Genomic DNA, 17,770 nt, shown 5'->3' on the forward strand with positions numbered 1-17,770 from the left:
TTTATTTTGCGCTAACACCCTTGTAAAGCTAACTACATCCTAACATTATTCAGCTTTTTCATCAATCATTTTTCAAGCAATTTTGAATAAAATAACCACTTTTTGCATTTTATCTGATAGTTGTAAGGGGATTCATTCGAACAAATATAATAAAAGACGAACAATACTCTATGATTTCCTTTTATTATACGTAAAATATAATACTCACATTTCAATTCTATTTCATAAGGAGTGGAATTATGTCGATTAATATTCATTTTGATCACTCTTGGGGAGAAGGGTTAACAGAAAGATTTTATAAAGATGGACCTTGGGGAAATTGGCAATTGTATCAATTAGCCATTGAAATGGAGAAACATCAAATCATTCCAGAGTTTGAGGGATTGCAAGCTCCGAAGCATTTAGCAAACTTAAAACCATTGCCTCATCAACTTGAGGTAGCCCAACAAGTAGTGGAAAACATGAATGGAAAAGCTATTTTGGCCGATGAAGTTGGACTTGGAAAAACGATTGAGGCTGGGCTCATTTTAAAAGAATATATGATACGTCGTCTCGTGAAAAAGGTATTAATCCTCGTCCCTGCATCATTAGTGTCGCAATGGGCATTTGAACTAAATACGAAGTTTCATATCCCTGCTGTAGCACAGAAAAAAAGCTATGTGTGGGATCAATTTGACTGTGTGATCTCATCCATTGATACGGCGAAACGGAGTCCTCACCGTGAAAAAATTTACGAACAAAATTATGACTTAGTTATTATTGATGAGGCCCATAAATTAAAGAATCATAAAACTAAAAACTATGAATTTGTTCAAAACTTAAAGAAAAAGTTTTGCCTATTATTAACTGCCACACCTATACAAAATCGTGTAGATGAAATTTTTCATTTAGTATCCCTTTTGAAGCCCGGGCATCTTGGCAGTCAATCTGGATTTATTGAAAAATATAAAAGCAGTAATCGAGCGGCGAAAGACGATGAGCGCCTGCGTGAACTAGTAAATAAAGTAATGATTCGCAATCGCAGAACAGATACCGGGATTGAATGGACGAAACGTCATGTCAAAACCATTTTAATTGATTTTTCTAAAGAAGAAAGAGATTTATATGATTCGATTCAAATCTTTAAAAATGGTTCTCACTCATTCGGTAATAGTGGTTTTTCAATGATGACATTACAGCGGGAGGCTTGTAGCAGCAGAGAATCCGTATACTACACATTAAAAAATATGTTAAAAAAAGCTGAGAATCCGTCCCCTGAACTCGAGCAAAAGATTCAATTTATGATAAAAAAAATTGAAGCTGTTAAGCAAAATTCCAAGGCAGAAGAAGCGGTAAAATTAATCAAACAAATCAACGATAAAGTGATTATTTTCACCGAATATCGAGCTACCCAGCTGTATTTACAATGGTTTTTGAAACAGCACGGAATCAGTTCGGTACCGTTTCGCGGCGGATTTAAAAGAGGAAAAAAAGATTGGATGCGCGAATTGTTCCAGAAGCATGCCCAAGTATTAATTGCAACTGAAGCCGGAGGGGAAGGAATCAACCTTCAATTTTGCCATCATATGATTAATTTTGACTTACCGTGGAATCCAATGAGACTTGAACAACGAATTGGAAGGGTGCATCGCCTTGGTCAACAAGAAGATGTTCATATCTATAATTTCGCAACAAAAAATACGATAGAGGATCATATTTTAAAATTATTGTATGAGAAGATTAATTTATTTGAAAGGGTTATTGGTGAATTAGACGATATATTAACACGATTAGAATTTGGAAAATTAGAAGACCATTTACACGATATCTTTCAGCTTTCTCGAACAGAAGGTGAGATGAAAATTAAAATGGAGAACTTAACAGAAATGATTCAATTCGCCGAGAACATAAAAGAAAGTGAAGGAGATAGTTTCAATGCAGCAGCAGGAAATACATCAATATCTTAACCAATATTTTGAAGCGAATGAGTGTGAATTACTAGAAAACGGAGAAGGTTATTTGACTGTCCAATTAACGATTGAACTTGATAAAGAACTAATGAACCGCCCCTTTTATTGGCATTATTTAGAGAAAACAGGAGGAATACCAAATCCATCTAAATTAACGATTATTACCGATCAAGAACGATGTCCTGATCATATTAAGGGTGAAGTCATTCATTTTGGTGCACCACGATTGCATCAAATATTTCAGTCAACGAAAAAATTTGCGAAATACATTCGCTTGTATGAAAATATCACACCGAAAGCAAACCAACAAACTCCATTATATCCTTGGCTAGGAGTAAATATAAAAATTTCCTATCAATGTGATCGCAAAAGAGATGTTTTTCGTTCTTTCGGATTAAATTTAATCAATGGAACATTAGTTGAAGACTTTCATGAAAAAATAAAAAAACGAGCATTATCCCCAAAAATTCCGGACTTATTTTTTACGCTAACGCCCATCATTATGCCTAAAAGTGGTTTGACAAGAATTGAAACATTTTTAAATCAAGAAATTATGAACGAGGATCACACATGGGCCGAACAAGCAAAAAAGCGATGGGAAGAAGATTTAGCATTATTAAATCACTTTTATGAAGATTTGGATGAAAAACCAGAGGCTTATTTAATCGAAAAACAGGCGTTACAAGACCAGTATGAACCGAATATTACAATTGAAATTATTAATGGCGGTCTTTTCTATTTAGCAAGTAATCAAATTTAAGAAAAGAAAAATAGGAGAGCATATTCCTCTCCTATTTCCGTTTAAAAACCATTATTATTGAATACGGTAGAATCCCGAACCATCGATAAAGAAAAGGTGCTTTTTCCTCTTTTCTTTGGATTCTATGCTGTTTTCTATCCAATTTCGGCGTATCAAAATGCTTTACAAAGGTTTGTGTAATGAATTTGATATAATCATTTGTGGACATAAACTATACACCACCCTCATTATATCTAGTTTGCCCACTAATGAATTTATTTATTCATAATTAAAGCAAAATTACTTTTCTTCCCATCTTAATATACGTTTTTCTTGTTGATTATAAATAACTTCGCTTTTTATAGATAAATGATTATCTAAATTTATTCCCAACATAATGGAATACATATTCTTCTCCTTCTCTTGAATGGTAAAGTTCACTATCCCTTTATTATAGGAAAGTTTCCCTGCAGACAGATAATCTTCTTTATTTATCGAATTTACTATTTTTTTAACCGCCATTGAACTCATACTATTAACTAAATAATATTCTTCCATTTCTTTCAAATATCTTTTTTCTGATAAAAAGATCTCAATAGACGTTGTTAACACAAATAGGCACGTAACGACAATCCCTAAAGTTAACGGAAAAATATACCCTTTTTCATTATTCATTTTCATTTCTTATTCCTCATTTTCTCGTAAAGAAAAAAATAAATGGGCTTCTCTAGAATGATTATTTACAAATTGTACATGCAGAATAATTTCATTTTTATTACTATTAAAATTAATTTGCTTTACTTTTTGCAGAACCACCTCATGTCCTTTCCCATCTACCCTTCTTCGAATCGATTGATTATATTTTTCATAAACGACTACTTCTTGGCCCCTATTTAAATATAAACTGTTTCCTGTAACTACCCATCCATTACTTGTTCTTAACTCTTTCCTTAATTCCATTAGAAAAAGATTCCATTCAAAATCTTTTTCGGTTGAGTATGCATGGTCAATCCGTTCATATGCTTTTATTAAAAGTGGAAAAAAAGCAAGAATCGTCGATAAAATTAGTAAGGAAAAAATACATTCAATCAGTGAGAACCCTTTCTCGTTCATACTCCTCGACAATGCATTGTTGCTTCTTATCATAATTAACACAAACCTTCCATTCAAATTCATTGCCCTGTTGAAACGTGATCGTATATTGTCTTCCATCAACGATGTATAATTGATCTTGCGACTGACCTGTCATTAAATTCGCTTCGGTTCTTTCGTACATTAACCTAGCTGCAATTAAATCCCGTTTACCTTCCTCTTGTTTTTGAATAATTAAAAACATTAGAGGAAACAGGCTTGTTGCAATTAAAAGTATCGCACTCAATGAAACAAGCCCTTCCGCAACTATAAAACCTTTATTATTCTTCAATACGGAATCTTCCCCTCCCAATATTGAAAATCAGCTTCATTTCCTTTCCACTGTGTTTAAATTTCAACGTGCCAAATTTATTAGTATTTCCGTCCGGTGTAATCATAAATGATGTGAAGGAACCATTCATCATATCAACGGAAGCAGGCAATGTTCGATCAACAATTTTACTTTTTGAAGTTACTGAAGTGGCAATGTAGCGGTCATTAAATGGATAGAACTGAACAACAACAGATTCATGTCGATTCACAGCATATGATTGCACATAGTAAAGATCCGCTTCCATTTGAGAAATAAACATTCCTTTTTCTAACGAACTCCAAATAGGTTTCATGCTTGTAAATCCAAGGCCGATAAAAATGGAAAGCACAAGTAATACAATAAGGACTTCCATTAAAGTAAATCCCCTATTATTTTTTATCATCATTACTTTTGACTCTTCACTTCCGAAACTTTTCCATTTGAATCAATTGATATTTCGTTTCCATTTGGACATTTTGTTTTTCCAGAAGTAAGATAGTCTTTCGACACTAACTCTGCTGTATCTTTAGGAAGTTGGTGGAATTCCATTTCATAAGCTTCCACTTGTCCTTGAACCATCGAAATATACGCTTCACAGCCTTTATTGTTTATTGATGTACTGTGCTTCGTAATATTTGGTATCGCTACGAAAATTAATATTGTAATGATAAGCAGTACGACTAACATTTCTATTAATGTAAATCCTTTATTATTTTTCATCACATTTCACCCCATTTAAATTGAATCAATCATCTCAAACATTGGTAATAAGATAGACAAATAAACAGCAATGATCATACAGCCTATAAAAATAAACATGATTGGCTGCAATATTCGAAATATTTTTTGGATGTTTTCCTCCATACGCAGTAAACAATATTTGCTATAAAATAGCAGCTCATGATCTAATCGACCATTTTTTTCACCATGTATTGTAACGGTAATAAATTGCTGATCGAGAAACGCCATGTCGGAGAGAGAATGGGAAAAAGAAAGCCCTGTTGTTAGATCAATTCGTATTTTTTCAGCGATTTCTCTAATAAGCGGACGGAAACCTTGCGATCTCATCATTTCTAATATTTCAATAATCGAAAATCCACCTTGGAGTAAATAACTCCATTCGCGGGCCAAAAACTGACACGTAAACAATTTATAATAAAATCGAACAATCGGTATTTTGGAAATCAAAGTTGCTTTTTGAATTGATGTTTTTTTGCTCAGTGCAAAATAGATGAGAAGGCTAAAGATGATGAATAAACTGAGGATACAGCCTATAAAAAATTGAGCGTTATTCATCAAGTAGATAAAAATACTTACAATTTTTGTTGGACGATAATTCATCGAAGAGTATAAAATTTCGAATTGAGGAAGTAAAAAATTTTTAAGCAGCAATAGTACAAATATCAAGAGGAAGATAAGAATCACTGGATATTGAAGCAATTTCAAAAATGTTAAACGATCTTGGTGTTTTTTTATTAAATACCCTCCAGCTTCTACCAGTACATTCGATAGATTGCCGTGCTTATCGGCAAAATAAAGTTGTGTACAGGCCTTTTTATCAAAATTTCTTTGACTTAGAACCTCATAAAATGGAATACCGTTTTGTAAATCTTTGAGCATTTCTTGAGAGTGCAACGAAGCTGTTGAATCAAGATGATCTAAAAAATCAATAGCTTCTGCTAAAGTAAATCCGTTTTCAAGCATTTCCCCAATTCTACTCAAAAACATTCCTTGAGTTTTGATAGGGATTCGATTCTTCCTCTTCATCAAAAACCCACCGATAGTATTCATTTGTTGAAATATATCCAAGTGCAATCCCCTTTCGTATAATCTCTTTCAATGTTTTATATTTAGTCTTTATCCGATTTCCATTCGCTTCACTTAAAACATTTTTCAATGTCTTTCCCGAAATCATTTCATAAACGGCTGTCCGGTTTTTCTTAATATAATTTCTACAATATGTTGAACATACATTACCACAAAACGGACATTTCAATTTCACTAGCCTTTGCGCGGTTACTGCAATTAATGTTTGCTCAATTTCGTGCCATTGCACCCCAAATTCTAACAAGCGATAAATAGCTCCTTTCGCATCTCTTGTATGCAATGTACTAAGGACTAAATGCCCCGTTAATGCTGCCCTTATAGCGATTTTCGCCGTTTCACTATCACGGATTTCTCCTACCATAATAATATCGGGATCATGTCTTAAAATAGCTTTTAATCCCGTACTATACGTAATCCCCGCCTTTTCATTCACTTGCACTTGTAAAAACGAGCTATTCTGCTGCTCCACGGGATCTTCTAGTGTAATCACATTTCTTTTCAGTTGATTGGAACAATGCTCAACAAGGGTGTACATCGTAGTGGATTTGCCGCTGCCGGTTGGTCCTGTAAAAATAATCATCCCATGAGAGTGCATTAATAAAGCTTTTAATCTTTTTGTGAATGTAGGAAATAAGGAAATTTCATCGATGGTTACCGATTGATTTTGAGGTAAAATCCGAATAACTAAACTTTCTTTTAATAATGCAGTAGGTAAGGTAGAAATTCGTAAAGATGTTTTCTTTTGGTGAACAAATAAATGGAAGGAGCCGCTTTGAGGTTTTCTTTTTTCACTGATATCCATGGAAGACATAAATTTAAAATGGGAGATAAGCCTTTCACCAATTTCAACTGTTAGTTCCCGATACGGAGTTAGTCTTCCGTTGAAACGAAGTTGGACATGATAATCATCTTTTCTCGGAATGATATGCACATCCGTTGCGTTTAATTTCAACGCTTGATCTAGCAATAAATCTGCTATTTTTTCTATTGTCATATACCATAAGCCACCACCTTTTCTTTTTTTATATTGTTTCGACAAATACTCTTATTTTCCTGCAAAAAATAAGAATTTTTTTGATAAAATTTTTAATCATTTAATTTGATTATTTATCACGTAAATGTCACAAACTAAAATATGAGGTTATTTACATTAGCTATACTTTTCATTTATAATAATAAATTGATGGAGTAAAGGTATAAAAGGAGGGATACATATGGATCGTATGTACAGAGTATTAGGATTTTGGACTGGTATCTTTACAGTTATGCTTTATCTTGGTGACTTAAAAGCTCTTGCATTATTATTCCTAGGACAAACTGCATTTTTTGTTTTACTAAGCTATTTAAAATTATCTGAACGTATGTATATGTATATTTTTGGAGCGTACCTTACTATCTTCTTCGCAGGCTTTACATACTATACTACATTCATACTAGTGCCTGGTGTAGAACACTAAGCTTTACAAAAAAACTCTTGAACATGTTCAAGAGTTTTTTTGTTTACATTGATCATAAAAATGGGTTGTTTCGTTTTTCGTGATCAATAATTGTTTCCGGCCCATGACCAGATAACACCATTGTCACATCAGGTAATGCGAATAATTTGTTTTTTATACTGCTGATTAACTGCTGATGGTTGCCACCAGGCAGATCTGTTCGCCCTACACTATTTTGAAATAAAGCATCCCCTGAAAAAACTACATTTAATTCTTTTACATAAAAGGAAATACTACCAGGTGAATGTCCCGGAGTTTCAAAGACATCGAAACTAAATGATCCAATAGATAGCTTTAATTCTTGGTCAATTAAATGGTCAGCAGGCTCTTGCCGCACAGCCTTTCCCATCATAAATCTTTCAGAACCATTAAGTGCCGGATCTGAAAGCCATGCTGCTTCTTTCTTATGGACATAAACAGGAATATGATATGTATCCCTAATCATATCGACTGCACCGATATGATCAAAATGCGCATGAGTTAATAAAATTGCAATTGGTTTCAATTTTTGTGCATTGATGATAGATTGCAGCTTTTCTCCTTCTTCACCCGGATCAATTACGATGCATTCTTTATTTTCATTTGATAACAAATAACAATTCGTTTGCAAAATCCCTAAAGGAATTCGTTGCCATTTCATACTATTCCTCCAATACCACCAGTCTTCACATCCTATCGTATCAAAAATATAGTAAAAAAAATAGAATGTATCGTTTTTAGTTTGGGGTATACTAAAACTAATTAAGATTTATATAAGTCAAATAACTTTCACTTTTTCACCTCGACAAATTCAGCTTATAATTGTAGAATATGTATGAGTGCTATTATTAATTTACATACGTAAAAAAGACATTTTTAATTAAGGAAGGGGTCTGTTACAAATGGGTACAGTTATCATTTTTACCTTAGTAACATTACTTGCGTTATTTGGAACAATTAGTGCATTCAAAAATAAAAATCCATTTGGAATCGTTTTTGGACTAATTACGCTAGGTGTATTTGGCTGGTTCACTGTTATGACAGTTATTCACTCAGGATACCCATCAACAATTTAACCTCGTTTTTCACGAAAGAGCAGTATTCTTACTGCTCTTTTTTCTTTTCTAATTTCACTAACGATATGATCTTTTTATTTTGTACGTCTACTAATTTTTCAAACTGAAAGCCATATAAACAAACTTTTCCATTGGGAGAGCATGATAATGGTTCATTGGGTAATTGATCGAACATAACATTTTTAGATTTTTTTAGTATATCGTACTCCATTAACTTAAAGTTCCCCTCATTATCATCTATTGATCTATTTTCATAAGGAACAAAGGTTATGAATTTGTTCTCCTTTATTATAAAATCATGATAAGGGACAAGCCCATCACTAAATTGACCGAAATGGGGAACTGGGAAAGAGTATTGCTCAATCAACGATTCATTGTAGAAATGATACATTGCATTTTCCTTATTTTCGGGATCTAACGTAATCGTCATTAAAAAATGGTTAAATGTATCAAATTGATAAATATTATTGAGCAAAGTTTTTGTTCCTTTTGGATTATTCATTGAATAGGACATGAGCGGAGCGTCCGTTTCGTTAGCTAGTTTATCCCATTTTTGAAAGAGAACTTCATTTTTGCCGAACCATTTAATAAAAGGGTCTGAAAAATTATGTTTCGTTAAAGATTCATTATTTATATCTAAAGTTAATACATTAAATGTCCAATCCTCATAAAAGACCGAAATCGCTAATATATTGGGATTATTTTCATTCCAATCATATGATAGATCAAAAGATTTTACTTCCTTTGAAAAAAGAAGTTTCCCTTTTCTATCCACCATATATAATTTTGCCAAATAAGTTGAAGGAGCGGTTTGAACTAACACTTTCTTATGATTTGGACTAATAATCACATTTTTAATAGGATCATTACTTTTAAAAAGTAATTCACTCGTTCCTGTCTCAAGTTGGTAAGAATAAACATAATTTTTTCTATTTTGATGTTTTATGTACACAACGGTATTATTACTTAGCCATCCTACTATTTTTTCAAATTGATTTTCATTTACCGTTAATGGAATGATTTGATTTATATTTGTTTCCTTTTGTTTCGGCGACTGATTTGATTTTTGTTGTTGGCACCCACATAAGATGAAAGCAATTAGGAACAAAAAAAATAAAATAAAAAAAGAAGTATGCCGTTTTTGTTTTTTCTTCATTGCATTTACCTCTTCTTTCGTATTAGTCATGAAATTAATAAAACCCGCAACCGCGAGTTTTATTATTTACTCTTACTAATTAATTGATTTTTTTCCATAAAACCTAAGCAAATCACCGTAAATGATTTGATCGGAAAAATCAAGCTCATTAGTTGCTTTTTCCACGAATTTTTGACAAGCATTTTTATCTACTTGTTCCCCCGTTTTTTTCGAATAGCATGTGTTACTCGACCAAACATATTGATCTGTTACAATTTGACCGTCTCGAAAAACAGCGAAGTTTCGATGTTCCGGTGAAAATAGATCCTCACCGAATTGCAAATCTTTTTTTGTATCAATCCCTAATAAATGAAGAATGGTCGGTCTAATATCAATCTGTCCCGCTACTTCTGTCATCACCTCACCTTTTCCTTTATCCGTTACGCCAGGAATATGAATAATAAACGGGACTTTTTGAAGCTCGACATTAACTAGTGGAGTGATTTCTTTCCCTAAATATTGACTCATAGCAGTCGTATGATTATCTGAAATTCCATAATGATCACCATACATTATGATAATTGAATTATCATATAATCCTTCTTCCTTTAATTTATTAATGAATATTTTAATTGCTTCATCTTGGTAACGAACAGTAGTGAAATAACGATTAACCGTTTTGTCACTCGATGTATACTCATCGATTAGTTTATCTGTATCATCAAGTGTAAAAGGATGATGATTCGTTAATGTTAACATCTTTACGTAAAATGGTTTTGGCATATCTTTCATTAAATCTACAGATTGTTCGAAAAACGGAATATCTTTCATCCCCCATCCAACCGAATTATCCTCTGTTATGTCGTATGAGCTGGATGAATAGAATTGTTGATAGCCCAATGATTTATACATTAGATCGCGATTCCAAAAACTTTTATTATTGGCATGCATTCCAGCGGTATAATAGCCATTCTCGCTTAATCTTTCGGCCATTGAATGATATTCATTTCCTGCATGAGTAAAGAATACTGCCCCTCTATTCAAGGGATAAAGTGAATTCTCTACTAAAAACTCAGCATCGGATGTTTTTCCTTGACCTGTTTGGTGGTAGAAATTATTAAAATAATAACTATCTTTAATAAACCTATTTAAATACGGTGTAATAACCTGACCATTTACCTTTGAATTGATAACAAAACTTTGGGTTGATTCAAGTGAGATGAGAATAATATTTCTACCTTTAGCTATACCAAATAATTCTTTATTCGGTTTCACATAATTGGCTCTTACATAATTTTCAACATCCACTAAGTTACTTCCGTCAGCTAATGCTTTTTGCGCTGACGTTTTCGATTGCAAGAAAATATCGTATATATGATAATTAAACGATCCAATGTTTTTCACTAAAATTTCTCGATCGAATGTGCGTGATAATAACTGAGGTCGTTCTGCTTCTGAAAGGCCTAAGTTTAAAAAAAGCGTTGCTGCAGTCACAAGAAAGTAAGCTCTTCGATTAACACGAGAAGGTAAGTGAAAGTTGATCCATTTTGGTTTCCGTTTGATGACAACAATTAAAAGGAATAAGTCGATGAAATAAACAAAATCCCACCAATTAATTTCAGCTAGCGCACTATCACCTAAATCGGAAAAATTATTCGTTTGAAACAAAACTGGCAATGTTAAAAAATCAGAGAAAAATCGATAAAAGACAACATTTGCATAGATAATAAACGATAAAAGAAAGCTCATGACAAAAATATAGATGTTTCGAATTTTTTCCGACTTAAAAAACAGTGATAAACCAAAAATAAAAAATAAAAAACTCGCCGGATTAATGAATAATATAAGCTCCTGCATCCAGTTTTCAATTTTCATATGGAATCCGGTCTTATAGACAATATATGTTTTCATCCATAGAAAAATGGCCGCGACAATGGGGAATAAAAACGTTATTTTTTTTGAGTTTAACATGTAAATATGAAAACCTCCTTCTTACTTGAAATAAAGAAGAAATCAAGTAAGAAAAATGTTATTTAATGAATAAAACCATTTCCGAAATTTATTTACCCCGTATAATAGACGTCCAAAACCAAGAAAAAGTTGCAAGTTTGTCCAAATTTCCTAAGAATTATTTGCTTTTATTAACCAAGCCGCGCCAATTACTCCTGCATCATTGCCTAATGTTGCTAAGTGAAGTGAAGTTGATTGAGAAACCGTTGAGAAAGCAAATTTTCGAAAATAGGAGGAAATTGGTGTGAGCAATGTATCTCCAGCTTTTGAAACTCCACCACCGATAACGATTTTTTCCGGATTTAAACTATTTCCTATATTCGCAAGTGTCAAGCCTAAATAAAATGCAACTTGATCAATAATTTTCTTCGCTAATTGATCATTCTCGTTTGCACAATCAAATACATCTTTTGCACTAAGACGGCCCTGTTTGGCAAATATGTCTTTCATACGGGAATCATTCTTATATGTATGTAAGTTTTCTGTTGCTATTCGTGAAATACCGGTTGCAGAAGCGACTGTTTCCAAACATCCGGTTTTTCCACAATTACATGGTGATCCATTCTCAGGGATAACGGTAATATGTCCTATTTCACCTGCTGCCCCTTTTACCCCATGGACAATCTGTTTATTAACAATTACTCCACCACCGACACCCGTACCAAGTGTCACACATAGTAGATCTTTAGCACCTTGTCCTGCACCTTTCCACATTTCACCAAGTGCTGCACAGTTTGCATCATTGTCAATAGCAACTGGTAAACCGGTCAATTCACCTAAAACTTGAACAACTGGAAAATTATCTTCCCAACCGAGATTTACAGCTTCGTAAATAATACCTTTTTTCAAATCAACTGCACCCGGCACACCGATTCCAATTCCTAGAAGAATTTCCTTTTCTTTATTTAGTCTTTCTAATTTTTGGTCAATTGAATCAGAAATATTCTTTAAAATATTTTTCCCCTTTTCTGAATTATCCGTATCAATTTCCCATTTGTGAACAATATCACCATTTTCATTTATAAATGCTAATTTCGTTGTCGTTCCACCTAAATCAATTCCTGCAATCCATTTCTCTGTCATTTCCTCTTCCCCCTTACAATTTTTTGCAGTTTTGCATTTCCTGACGCAATACTAAAATGGCTGTCGTAAATACGTCACTGTCGATTAATTGCAATTTATATAATTCTCTTATTTCTATTTCCATTAATTTTATATCTCCTAAACGATCCCCAACATAAATAATGATTCCATATTTTTTTAACAACTGCTGTACATCGTAAAACGTTTTCAAAACTCCACACCCTTGTATTTACATAAACTCCGCAATTATTAAACAGTATAAAATATATTTAGATAATGAACAAGTTCCGAAACTATTAAAAATTAGTAAGCATAAATATAGAACGTTAACGTATATTGAAATAAAAATGGACAACCGAAGGATGAGAAAGCATGAAAAAGAAATACGTATTCGTTATAAGTATGCTTATCGTTATTCTTTTCCTAATCATAAAAACAGCTAAACATCCTGTACAAGAGACAATCACCTTTTTTCCTCTTCATAAAAACGCTCAATTTATTGATGCCGAAACGATGCTTACCCTTATACCTAATAAACAAAACAAATCAAAATACAAAATCGAATATGAGATTTATTCAAAATTAGATCGAAAAGCTTACTTAAGGCAAGATATCGGATTGTTATTTAAAAACGGAAGATTAATCAAACCAATTGGGATAAAAAAATGGCAGCAACATTCTTCAAAATTAACTTTAAATGATACAGTCAATGAAAAGGATAGTGGGTATTATGAAGCGATTTCTTTCCATTACGGTGAAATCCAAGAAAAGGGCATGATCAGCAGCGTTCAAAGAATGTCGTTCGATAAGCTCTATGTGATTGATTCAAAATTAACACCAAACTTACTATCTTTCCATTCAGCTGCAACAAAGGAGGAAAAGCAGTGGGAAGATACATTTAATCAAATGAATGAAAAACAATTAAATCAATTATGGAAACAAGCTATTTCTAAGCTGGGAATTAACCGTAGTCAATATCGGACCATTCCTTTAAGCTCACTACCTAATTATAATGATCGGCCACTGCCTGGATTTACAAAAAATAAGTCACAGGAAATTATTGGGAAACTTTGGGAAGGTTTATATAAAAATTATTTACTAGGGATAAAAAAAGAGGACGGAACTTCCGAATCATTAATTGGAAGTACAGTCCCGCTTTTATTATTTAATAAAAACAACAAAGAATTATTAATTATATTTATCACTAAATCTCAGGAACCTTATCTTTTAAAACAAATCATTAACTAGCTTGATTCATTTTGTTCAGCAGTTCTTCATATTTCTTATCTTTAGAGAATTCTAATGCTTTTTGAACGAGCTCTTTTGCTTTTGTAAAATTGCCCTCGTTCGCATACAATAATGCTAGATTATAATATGCCTGATGAAATTTCGGATCTAGTTCGATCGTCTTTTGCAGATGTTCTTTTGCTTTCTCCAATTTTTGAAGTTGAATTTCAGAATATGAAAGCTGAAAATAAGTTACTGCATCGCCCTTACCTTTTTCGACTAACTGATTAAGCAATTTATAAGCATCTTCGTAGTTTTCATCATTTAATTTTTGTTGGGCGAGGCCGTTAATAACTTCCGGCGATTCATTGTTGAAACCCATAAATAATAATCCGCCAGTAACAATTGCAGCCAATAAAAGTGCTCCAATTTGAGTAAACCATTTGTGTTGCTTTGGAAAATGAACAATTGCCGCTGCAAGAAATCCCCCGACAAGTCCGCCGAGATGACCATAATTATCAATTCCCGACACACTAAATCCAAACACGAGATTAATGATGATAACTATGATCACATTCATACCCATTGTTCGGAAAAATAATTTCGGATTTGCCGCACCAATATACAGCAAGGCACCAAAACAGCCGAATATTGCACCACTTGCCCCGGCAGATAGATGACTACTGAATAAGAAACTAGCTAGTACGCCGGCAAATCCTGAGAAAAGATAGATCCAAACAAATCTAATCCGGCCGAAAATTTGCTCTACTGTCGGTCCTAAATAATATAAGGCTAATGAATTCATTAGGATATGAAGAAATCCAATGTGAAGAAAAATCGGCGTAATAAACCGCCACCATTCCCCTTCTAATATTAACGGATTAAATTTCGCGCCGTACCGAATCAAATTTTCTTGATTATTACTTCCGCCTGTCATTTCCAACAAAATAAACATGGCAATTTGAATCGCAAGAAACACATAGGTGAAAAATGGTTTGCCATTTTCAAAAAACTGTTGTTCTTGCTTTGACTTTGAAACCACATTCTTTAGTACTAGCGATTTTAATTCCATGACATCTTGGTCTTCATACTCATCATTTAATTGAATAGTGATGTCATCATTAAGTATTTTCGATACATGTGATATACCATTTTCAACGTTTTCTTGGTCGATTATCACACTATGTAATAACGTTTTCTTATTGACTTGTATGGGACGTTGAATATAAGATTCAAACTCATCTACTGGTAAATGCATACTGATATATATGTTTAAAACATTTAGTTGACGCTTCATTAAATGTTTTCGGATATTTTCTGCTTGTACTGCACTATGATGGACATCACGCTGTAGTTTTTTTCCCCAATCCAAATCACTTCGCAATAGTCTTATTACTTGGGCATGTTTATTTGTTGTATCCTCAAGCCATAATTCATTATGATCCTCACTCATATGCATTAAGGAATAGCCTTTATCTGTAAATATTCGAGCTAATTTCCAAAATAAATAATCTTCTCTATTGCTCAACAATACTCCTCGCTTTCCCTTTTGAATAGTACATTGTATTAACTATAACGAAAAAACAGACGTACTGTAAAGTATTTCATTACTTGACAGTTCGTCTGTTTTTTATAAGATCCTTCTTTTATTTAAATGTACTTTGTAGGATCCTCGTTTTAAATCCCGGGATATTCATTGCAATTTTGATACCCATTTTTCTAATCCAGTAGCTTCCAAGTAAGAAGTTCAACAATTTATAACGATACTTAAAAACACTATAAACAATTAATCCTGATAATAACCATTTAAAGATACTATTCACTATGACATACCCTCCATTTCATACCAAACCACTAAACTCAATATGAATATGTTTATAGTGTGTCTTTAAAAATATACTTTATTCAGAACAAAGAATTGTTTCATTTTCAGTTATTATTCTTTGGACAGGAATATCATGTTTTTCAATAGGGAGCTCTGATTGTATTTGTGATGAAAAGGCTAATGAGATTGTCATCCCTTGATAGTTATGCAAAAAGCGATCGTAATAACCGCCACCAAAGCCAAGTCGATAACCATTACGAGTGAATGCGATCCCCGGAACGATAATTAGATCCAACTCTTCTTTCTTGACTTCAGTTGTTTGACCATCAATTGGTTCAAAAAGGCCAAAATACACGCTTTCTAATTGTTTAAAAGAAGTAATTTCTTTAAACACCATTTCTTTTGTTTTTGGTATGCATTTTGGAACGACCATTCGTTTTCCTACTTCCCATCCTTTACGAATAATTTGCCATGTATCAACTTCAGGGAAACGAGATAAAGTGATGGCAACAGTAGATGCAGCATTAAATTTTGGATGTCCAAATAATTGTTTAGCAATTAAATAGGAGTTTTGTTCATATGTACAACGATCAATTGATGATAACTCTTTTTTTAGACGTTCTCGTAATTCTTTTTTCTTCACTTTTTTCCCTCCACAAAAAAATGATAAAAAAAAGCAGCGGGAATCCCCAGCTGCTTACTTTGTTTCGCGATGTACAGTTGAACGTTTTTCTCTCGGACAGTATTTTTTAAGCTCAATACGGTCTGGATTATTACGCTTATTTTTTGTTGAAATATAGTTACGCTCACCGCAATCTGTGCAAGCTAATGTTATATTTACACGCATGTTTATCCCTCCAAACTTCATTGCATTCATTACTATTCATACGACTTTTCTATAATATCATTTTTCTAGTTGAATTGCTAGTATGATTTTTTTATCGTTTTTATTGACATAAAATATTCACTAAATATGCTAATGGGGAAACCTTCCATAATAATAATCCATCATATTTATGGAAGTAACGGCTTGTTTATGCTATAAATGAAAAGAGCAAAATTGAAAGGGTGAGGTTATGAGTACACTAATAATATTGTTGCTCATTTTATCTATCTTGTTGTTTATTATTTCCTTTTTTCAAAAGGATCATTCCACAAACTTAAAAAAAGAAGTAGAAGATCTCTCTATGAATCTCTACCAAGAAACCTATCAAATAAATAAACGGATGAAGGTTTTGGAAGAAGAATTGCTAGTAGATGATCAACTTATGAAAAAAGAGCTGTCAAAATCAGCGAAACCGGTTGTAAATGAAATATTAAAAAACCAAGTAATCGCATTATTTAAACAAGGTTTAACTGTGGAGCAAATAGCTAAACAGTCAGCATTAGCTCAGTCAGAAGTTAAAAATGTCATTGCTGACTTTTTAGATCAGTAATGGAAGTGGGTGAGAATGAATGAGCAAACAAACAACGAGAGCCTTCGCACTCGGACTTTTACTTTCGGCTATACTGATTCTCGTATTCAAACCGTTTGATACTGTACATAAAAAAAGTACCGTTAAAGAAGGCTATGAGCAGATAAAGAAAACAGATCTTAAACAAATACAACAAGAAAAAGCGCAATTAGAAGAAAAATACAATGCTCTATTAGCGAAAAATAATGATAAAGCAACAAGTGAAGAAAAAAATCAAGCATCATCTAAAAAAGATGGAAAACAAAATGATGGAACTGTTAAGTATCGCATCACGATTAAGTCTGGAATGAGTCCTTACAAAATTGCTGAGCAATTAAAATCAGCGAAAATCATTAAAGACGATGACAAATTTGTACAGTATTTAATCAAACATAAATATCATGAAAAAATCCAGTTAGGTAAGTTTGATGTTACTAATAAAATGGATTTCAAAAAGTTAGCAGTAGTCCTTACGAAAGGAAGATAATCATACACAAAAAACCACTTAGGATGTAAGTCCTAAGTG

At 32.9% G+C, this 17,770-nt stretch carries 24 protein-coding genes; 7 read left to right on the top strand and 17 right to left on the bottom strand.

Features of this window, described 5'->3' with window-relative positions; all coding sequences use genetic code 11:
- Positions 1 to 239: 239 nt before the first annotated feature.
- Both MKY81_RS17440 and MKY81_RS17445 read left to right on the top strand, forming a co-directional pair.
- Positions 240 to 1,946 carry a DEAD/DEAH box helicase gene (locus MKY81_RS17440; protein ID WP_341118393.1) on the top strand — a complete coding sequence of 569 codons (1,707 nt, stop codon included), beginning with the start codon at positions 240 to 242 and terminating at the stop codon, positions 1,944 to 1,946.
- On the top strand, positions 1,915 to 2,709 hold the full coding sequence (locus MKY81_RS17445) for a YqhG family protein (RefSeq protein ID WP_341118394.1): 795 nt from the start codon (positions 1,915 to 1,917) through the stop codon (positions 2,707 to 2,709). Before MKY81_RS17440 ends, MKY81_RS17445 begins: the two co-directional genes overlap by 32 nt.
- A gap of 31 nt (positions 2,710 to 2,740) precedes the next feature.
- On the opposite strand, the gene MKY81_RS17450 is transcribed toward MKY81_RS17445, so the two are convergent.
- The 8 genes from MKY81_RS17450 to comGA all read right to left on the bottom strand — a co-directional run bounded on the left by MKY81_RS17450 (position 2,741) and on the right by comGA (position 6,953).
- The gene (locus MKY81_RS17450; protein ID WP_066234403.1) at positions 2,741 to 2,917 is read right to left on the bottom strand and encodes a YqzE family protein; all 177 of its coding nucleotides are present in this window, start codon (positions 2,915 to 2,917) and stop codon (positions 2,741 to 2,743) included.
- A 71-nt stretch (positions 2,918 to 2,988) separates the two neighbouring features.
- Positions 2,989 to 3,369, bottom strand: a complete 381-nt coding sequence (gene comGG / locus MKY81_RS17455; RefSeq protein WP_341118395.1) for a competence type IV pilus minor pilin ComGG — start codon at positions 3,367 to 3,369, stop codon at positions 2,989 to 2,991.
- A gap of 3 nt (positions 3,370 to 3,372) precedes the next feature.
- Positions 3,373 to 3,801 carry a competence type IV pilus minor pilin ComGF gene (gene comGF, locus MKY81_RS17460; protein WP_066234397.1) on the bottom strand — a complete coding sequence of 143 codons (429 nt, stop codon included), beginning with the start codon at positions 3,799 to 3,801 and terminating at the stop codon, positions 3,373 to 3,375.
- Positions 3,773 to 4,111, bottom strand: coding sequence for a hypothetical protein (locus MKY81_RS17465; RefSeq protein WP_066234394.1), 339 nt, complete (start codon positions 4,109 to 4,111; stop codon positions 3,773 to 3,775). The genes comGF and MKY81_RS17465 overlap by 29 nt, the downstream gene beginning before the upstream one ends.
- Positions 4,101 to 4,538, bottom strand: coding sequence for a competence type IV pilus minor pilin ComGD (gene comGD, locus MKY81_RS17470; protein ID WP_341118396.1), 438 nt, complete (start codon positions 4,536 to 4,538; stop codon positions 4,101 to 4,103). Before comGD ends, MKY81_RS17465 begins: the two co-directional genes overlap by 11 nt.
- Positions 4,538 to 4,852 (bottom strand): competence type IV pilus major pilin ComGC, encoded by a 315-nt coding sequence (gene comGC, locus MKY81_RS17475; protein WP_066234385.1) that lies wholly within the window; start codon positions 4,850 to 4,852, stop codon positions 4,538 to 4,540. Before comGC ends, comGD begins: the two co-directional genes overlap by 1 nt.
- A gap of 15 nt (positions 4,853 to 4,867) precedes the next feature.
- Positions 4,868 to 5,854, bottom strand: a complete 987-nt coding sequence (comGB, locus tag MKY81_RS17480) for a competence type IV pilus assembly protein ComGB (RefSeq protein ID WP_202299673.1) — start codon at positions 5,852 to 5,854, stop codon at positions 4,868 to 4,870.
- Complete coding sequence (comGA, locus tag MKY81_RS17485) at positions 5,847 to 6,953, bottom strand: competence type IV pilus ATPase ComGA (RefSeq protein ID WP_341118397.1); 1,107 nt, start codon at positions 6,951 to 6,953, stop codon at positions 5,847 to 5,849. Before comGA ends, comGB begins: the two co-directional genes overlap by 8 nt.
- Before the next feature lie 220 nt (positions 6,954 to 7,173).
- Between comGA and MKY81_RS17490 the strand changes: the two genes are divergently transcribed.
- Positions 7,174 to 7,416, top strand: a complete 243-nt coding sequence (locus tag MKY81_RS17490) for a DUF2626 domain-containing protein (RefSeq protein ID WP_066234381.1) — start codon at positions 7,174 to 7,176, stop codon at positions 7,414 to 7,416.
- 52 nt (positions 7,417 to 7,468) lie between these two features.
- On the opposite strand, the gene MKY81_RS17495 is transcribed toward MKY81_RS17490, so the two are convergent.
- Positions 7,469 to 8,095: an MBL fold metallo-hydrolase gene (locus MKY81_RS17495; protein WP_107920867.1), complete on the bottom strand. Its 627-nt coding sequence runs from the start codon at positions 8,093 to 8,095 to the stop codon at positions 7,469 to 7,471.
- A 241-nt stretch (positions 8,096 to 8,336) separates the two neighbouring features.
- Here MKY81_RS17495 and MKY81_RS17500 point away from each other — a divergent pair, with 241 nt between their 5' ends.
- Positions 8,337 to 8,510 carry a DUF2759 domain-containing protein gene (locus MKY81_RS17500; RefSeq protein ID WP_066234376.1) on the top strand — a complete coding sequence of 58 codons (174 nt, stop codon included), beginning with the start codon at positions 8,337 to 8,339 and terminating at the stop codon, positions 8,508 to 8,510.
- Between the two features lie 28 nt (positions 8,511 to 8,538).
- On the opposite strand, the gene MKY81_RS17505 is transcribed toward MKY81_RS17500, so the two are convergent.
- The 4 genes from MKY81_RS17505 to MKY81_RS17520 all read right to left on the bottom strand — a co-directional run bounded on the left by MKY81_RS17505 (position 8,539) and on the right by MKY81_RS17520 (position 12,949).
- Positions 8,539 to 9,696 (bottom strand): YqgU-like beta propeller domain-containing protein, encoded by a 1,158-nt coding sequence (locus MKY81_RS17505; RefSeq protein ID WP_341118398.1) that lies wholly within the window; start codon positions 9,694 to 9,696, stop codon positions 8,539 to 8,541.
- A 45-nt stretch (positions 9,697 to 9,741) separates the two neighbouring features.
- The gene (locus MKY81_RS17510) at positions 9,742 to 11,616 is read right to left on the bottom strand and encodes an LTA synthase family protein (protein WP_341118399.1); all 1,875 of its coding nucleotides are present in this window, start codon (positions 11,614 to 11,616) and stop codon (positions 9,742 to 9,744) included.
- Between the two features lie 150 nt (positions 11,617 to 11,766).
- A complete protein-coding gene (locus MKY81_RS17515) occupies positions 11,767 to 12,738 on the bottom strand; it encodes an ROK family glucokinase (protein ID WP_341118400.1) in 972 nt (323 codons plus the stop codon).
- A 13-nt stretch (positions 12,739 to 12,751) separates the two neighbouring features.
- Positions 12,752 to 12,949, bottom strand: a complete 198-nt coding sequence (locus MKY81_RS17520; protein WP_341118401.1) for a YqgQ family protein — start codon at positions 12,947 to 12,949, stop codon at positions 12,752 to 12,754.
- Positions 12,950 to 13,110: 161 nt separating this feature from the next.
- On the opposite strand from MKY81_RS17520, the gene MKY81_RS17525 reads away from it, so the two are divergent.
- On the top strand, positions 13,111 to 13,986 hold the full coding sequence (locus MKY81_RS17525) for a hypothetical protein (protein ID WP_341118402.1): 876 nt from the start codon (positions 13,111 to 13,113) through the stop codon (positions 13,984 to 13,986).
- Here MKY81_RS17525 and MKY81_RS17530 read toward each other — a convergent pair.
- The 4 genes from MKY81_RS17530 to rpmG form a co-directional block, all read right to left on the bottom strand.
- The gene (locus MKY81_RS17530) at positions 13,979 to 15,493 is read right to left on the bottom strand and encodes a rhomboid family protein (protein WP_107920863.1); all 1,515 of its coding nucleotides are present in this window, start codon (positions 15,491 to 15,493) and stop codon (positions 13,979 to 13,981) included. The two genes, MKY81_RS17525 and MKY81_RS17530, sit on opposite strands and share 8 nt — an antisense overlap.
- Before the next feature lie 118 nt (positions 15,494 to 15,611).
- Positions 15,612 to 15,788, bottom strand: a complete 177-nt coding sequence (locus MKY81_RS17535) for a hypothetical protein (protein WP_213087486.1) — start codon at positions 15,786 to 15,788, stop codon at positions 15,612 to 15,614.
- 78 nt (positions 15,789 to 15,866) lie between these two features.
- The gene (locus tag MKY81_RS17540; RefSeq protein ID WP_341118403.1) at positions 15,867 to 16,433 is read right to left on the bottom strand and encodes a 5-formyltetrahydrofolate cyclo-ligase; all 567 of its coding nucleotides are present in this window, start codon (positions 16,431 to 16,433) and stop codon (positions 15,867 to 15,869) included.
- Between the two features lie 54 nt (positions 16,434 to 16,487).
- Complete coding sequence (gene rpmG, locus MKY81_RS17545; protein ID WP_341118404.1) at positions 16,488 to 16,637, bottom strand: 50S ribosomal protein L33; 150 nt, start codon at positions 16,635 to 16,637, stop codon at positions 16,488 to 16,490.
- 229 nt (positions 16,638 to 16,866) lie between these two features.
- Here rpmG and MKY81_RS17550 point away from each other — a divergent pair, with 229 nt between their 5' ends.
- On the top strand, positions 16,867 to 17,226 hold the full coding sequence (locus MKY81_RS17550) for a hypothetical protein (RefSeq protein WP_202780140.1): 360 nt from the start codon (positions 16,867 to 16,869) through the stop codon (positions 17,224 to 17,226).
- A gap of 19 nt (positions 17,227 to 17,245) precedes the next feature.
- A complete protein-coding gene (locus tag MKY81_RS17555) occupies positions 17,246 to 17,731 on the top strand; it encodes a hypothetical protein (protein ID WP_341118405.1) in 486 nt (161 codons plus the stop codon).
- The last annotated feature ends 39 nt before the right edge of the window (positions 17,732 to 17,770 follow it).

It is taken from the genome of Heyndrickxia sp. FSL W8-0423 (assembly GCF_038009395.1).
GTDB lineage: Bacteria > Bacillota > Bacilli > Bacillales > Bacillaceae_C > Heyndrickxia > Heyndrickxia sporothermodurans.

Coding starts and splice junctions, on each gene's coding strand:
- comGA (WP_341118397.1), bottom strand. CDS start 6,953: ATGACAATAGAAAAAATAGCAGATTTATTGCTAGATCAAGCGTTGAAA.
- MKY81_RS17500 (WP_066234376.1), top strand. CDS start 8,337: ATGGGTACAGTTATCATTTTTACCTTAGTAACATTACTTGCGTTATTT.
- comGF (WP_066234397.1), bottom strand. CDS start 3,801: ATGAACGAGAAAGGGTTCTCACTGATTGAATGTATTTTTTCCTTACTA.
- MKY81_RS17495 (WP_107920867.1), bottom strand. CDS start 8,095: ATGAAATGGCAACGAATTCCTTTAGGGATTTTGCAAACGAATTGTTAT.
- MKY81_RS17515 (WP_341118400.1), bottom strand. CDS start 12,738: ATGACAGAGAAATGGATTGCAGGAATTGATTTAGGTGGAACGACAACG.
- rpmG (WP_341118404.1), bottom strand. CDS start 16,637: ATGCGTGTAAATATAACATTAGCTTGCACAGATTGCGGTGAGCGTAAC.
- comGC (WP_066234385.1), bottom strand. CDS start 4,852: ATGAAAAATAATAAAGGATTTACATTAATAGAAATGTTAGTCGTACTG.
- MKY81_RS17445 (WP_341118394.1), top strand. CDS start 1,915: ATGCAGCAGCAGGAAATACATCAATATCTTAACCAATATTTTGAAGCG.
- MKY81_RS17550 (WP_202780140.1), top strand. CDS start 16,867: ATGAGTACACTAATAATATTGTTGCTCATTTTATCTATCTTGTTGTTT.
- MKY81_RS17510 (WP_341118399.1), bottom strand. CDS start 11,616: ATGTTAAACTCAAAAAAAATAACGTTTTTATTCCCCATTGTCGCGGCC.
- MKY81_RS17505 (WP_341118398.1), bottom strand. CDS start 9,696: ATGACTAATACGAAAGAAGAGGTAAATGCAATGAAGAAAAAACAAAAA.
- comGD (WP_341118396.1), bottom strand. CDS start 4,538: ATGATGATAAAAAATAATAGGGGATTTACTTTAATGGAAGTCCTTATT.
- comGG (WP_341118395.1), bottom strand. CDS start 3,369: ATGAAAATGAATAATGAAAAAGGGTATATTTTTCCGTTAACTTTAGGG.
- MKY81_RS17490 (WP_066234381.1), top strand. CDS start 7,174: ATGGATCGTATGTACAGAGTATTAGGATTTTGGACTGGTATCTTTACA.
- MKY81_RS17440 (WP_341118393.1), top strand. CDS start 240: ATGTCGATTAATATTCATTTTGATCACTCTTGGGGAGAAGGGTTAACA.
- MKY81_RS17555 (WP_341118405.1), top strand. CDS start 17,246: ATGAGCAAACAAACAACGAGAGCCTTCGCACTCGGACTTTTACTTTCG.
- MKY81_RS17450 (WP_066234403.1), bottom strand. CDS start 2,917: ATGTCCACAAATGATTATATCAAATTCATTACACAAACCTTTGTAAAG.
- MKY81_RS17525 (WP_341118402.1), top strand. CDS start 13,111: ATGAAAAAGAAATACGTATTCGTTATAAGTATGCTTATCGTTATTCTT.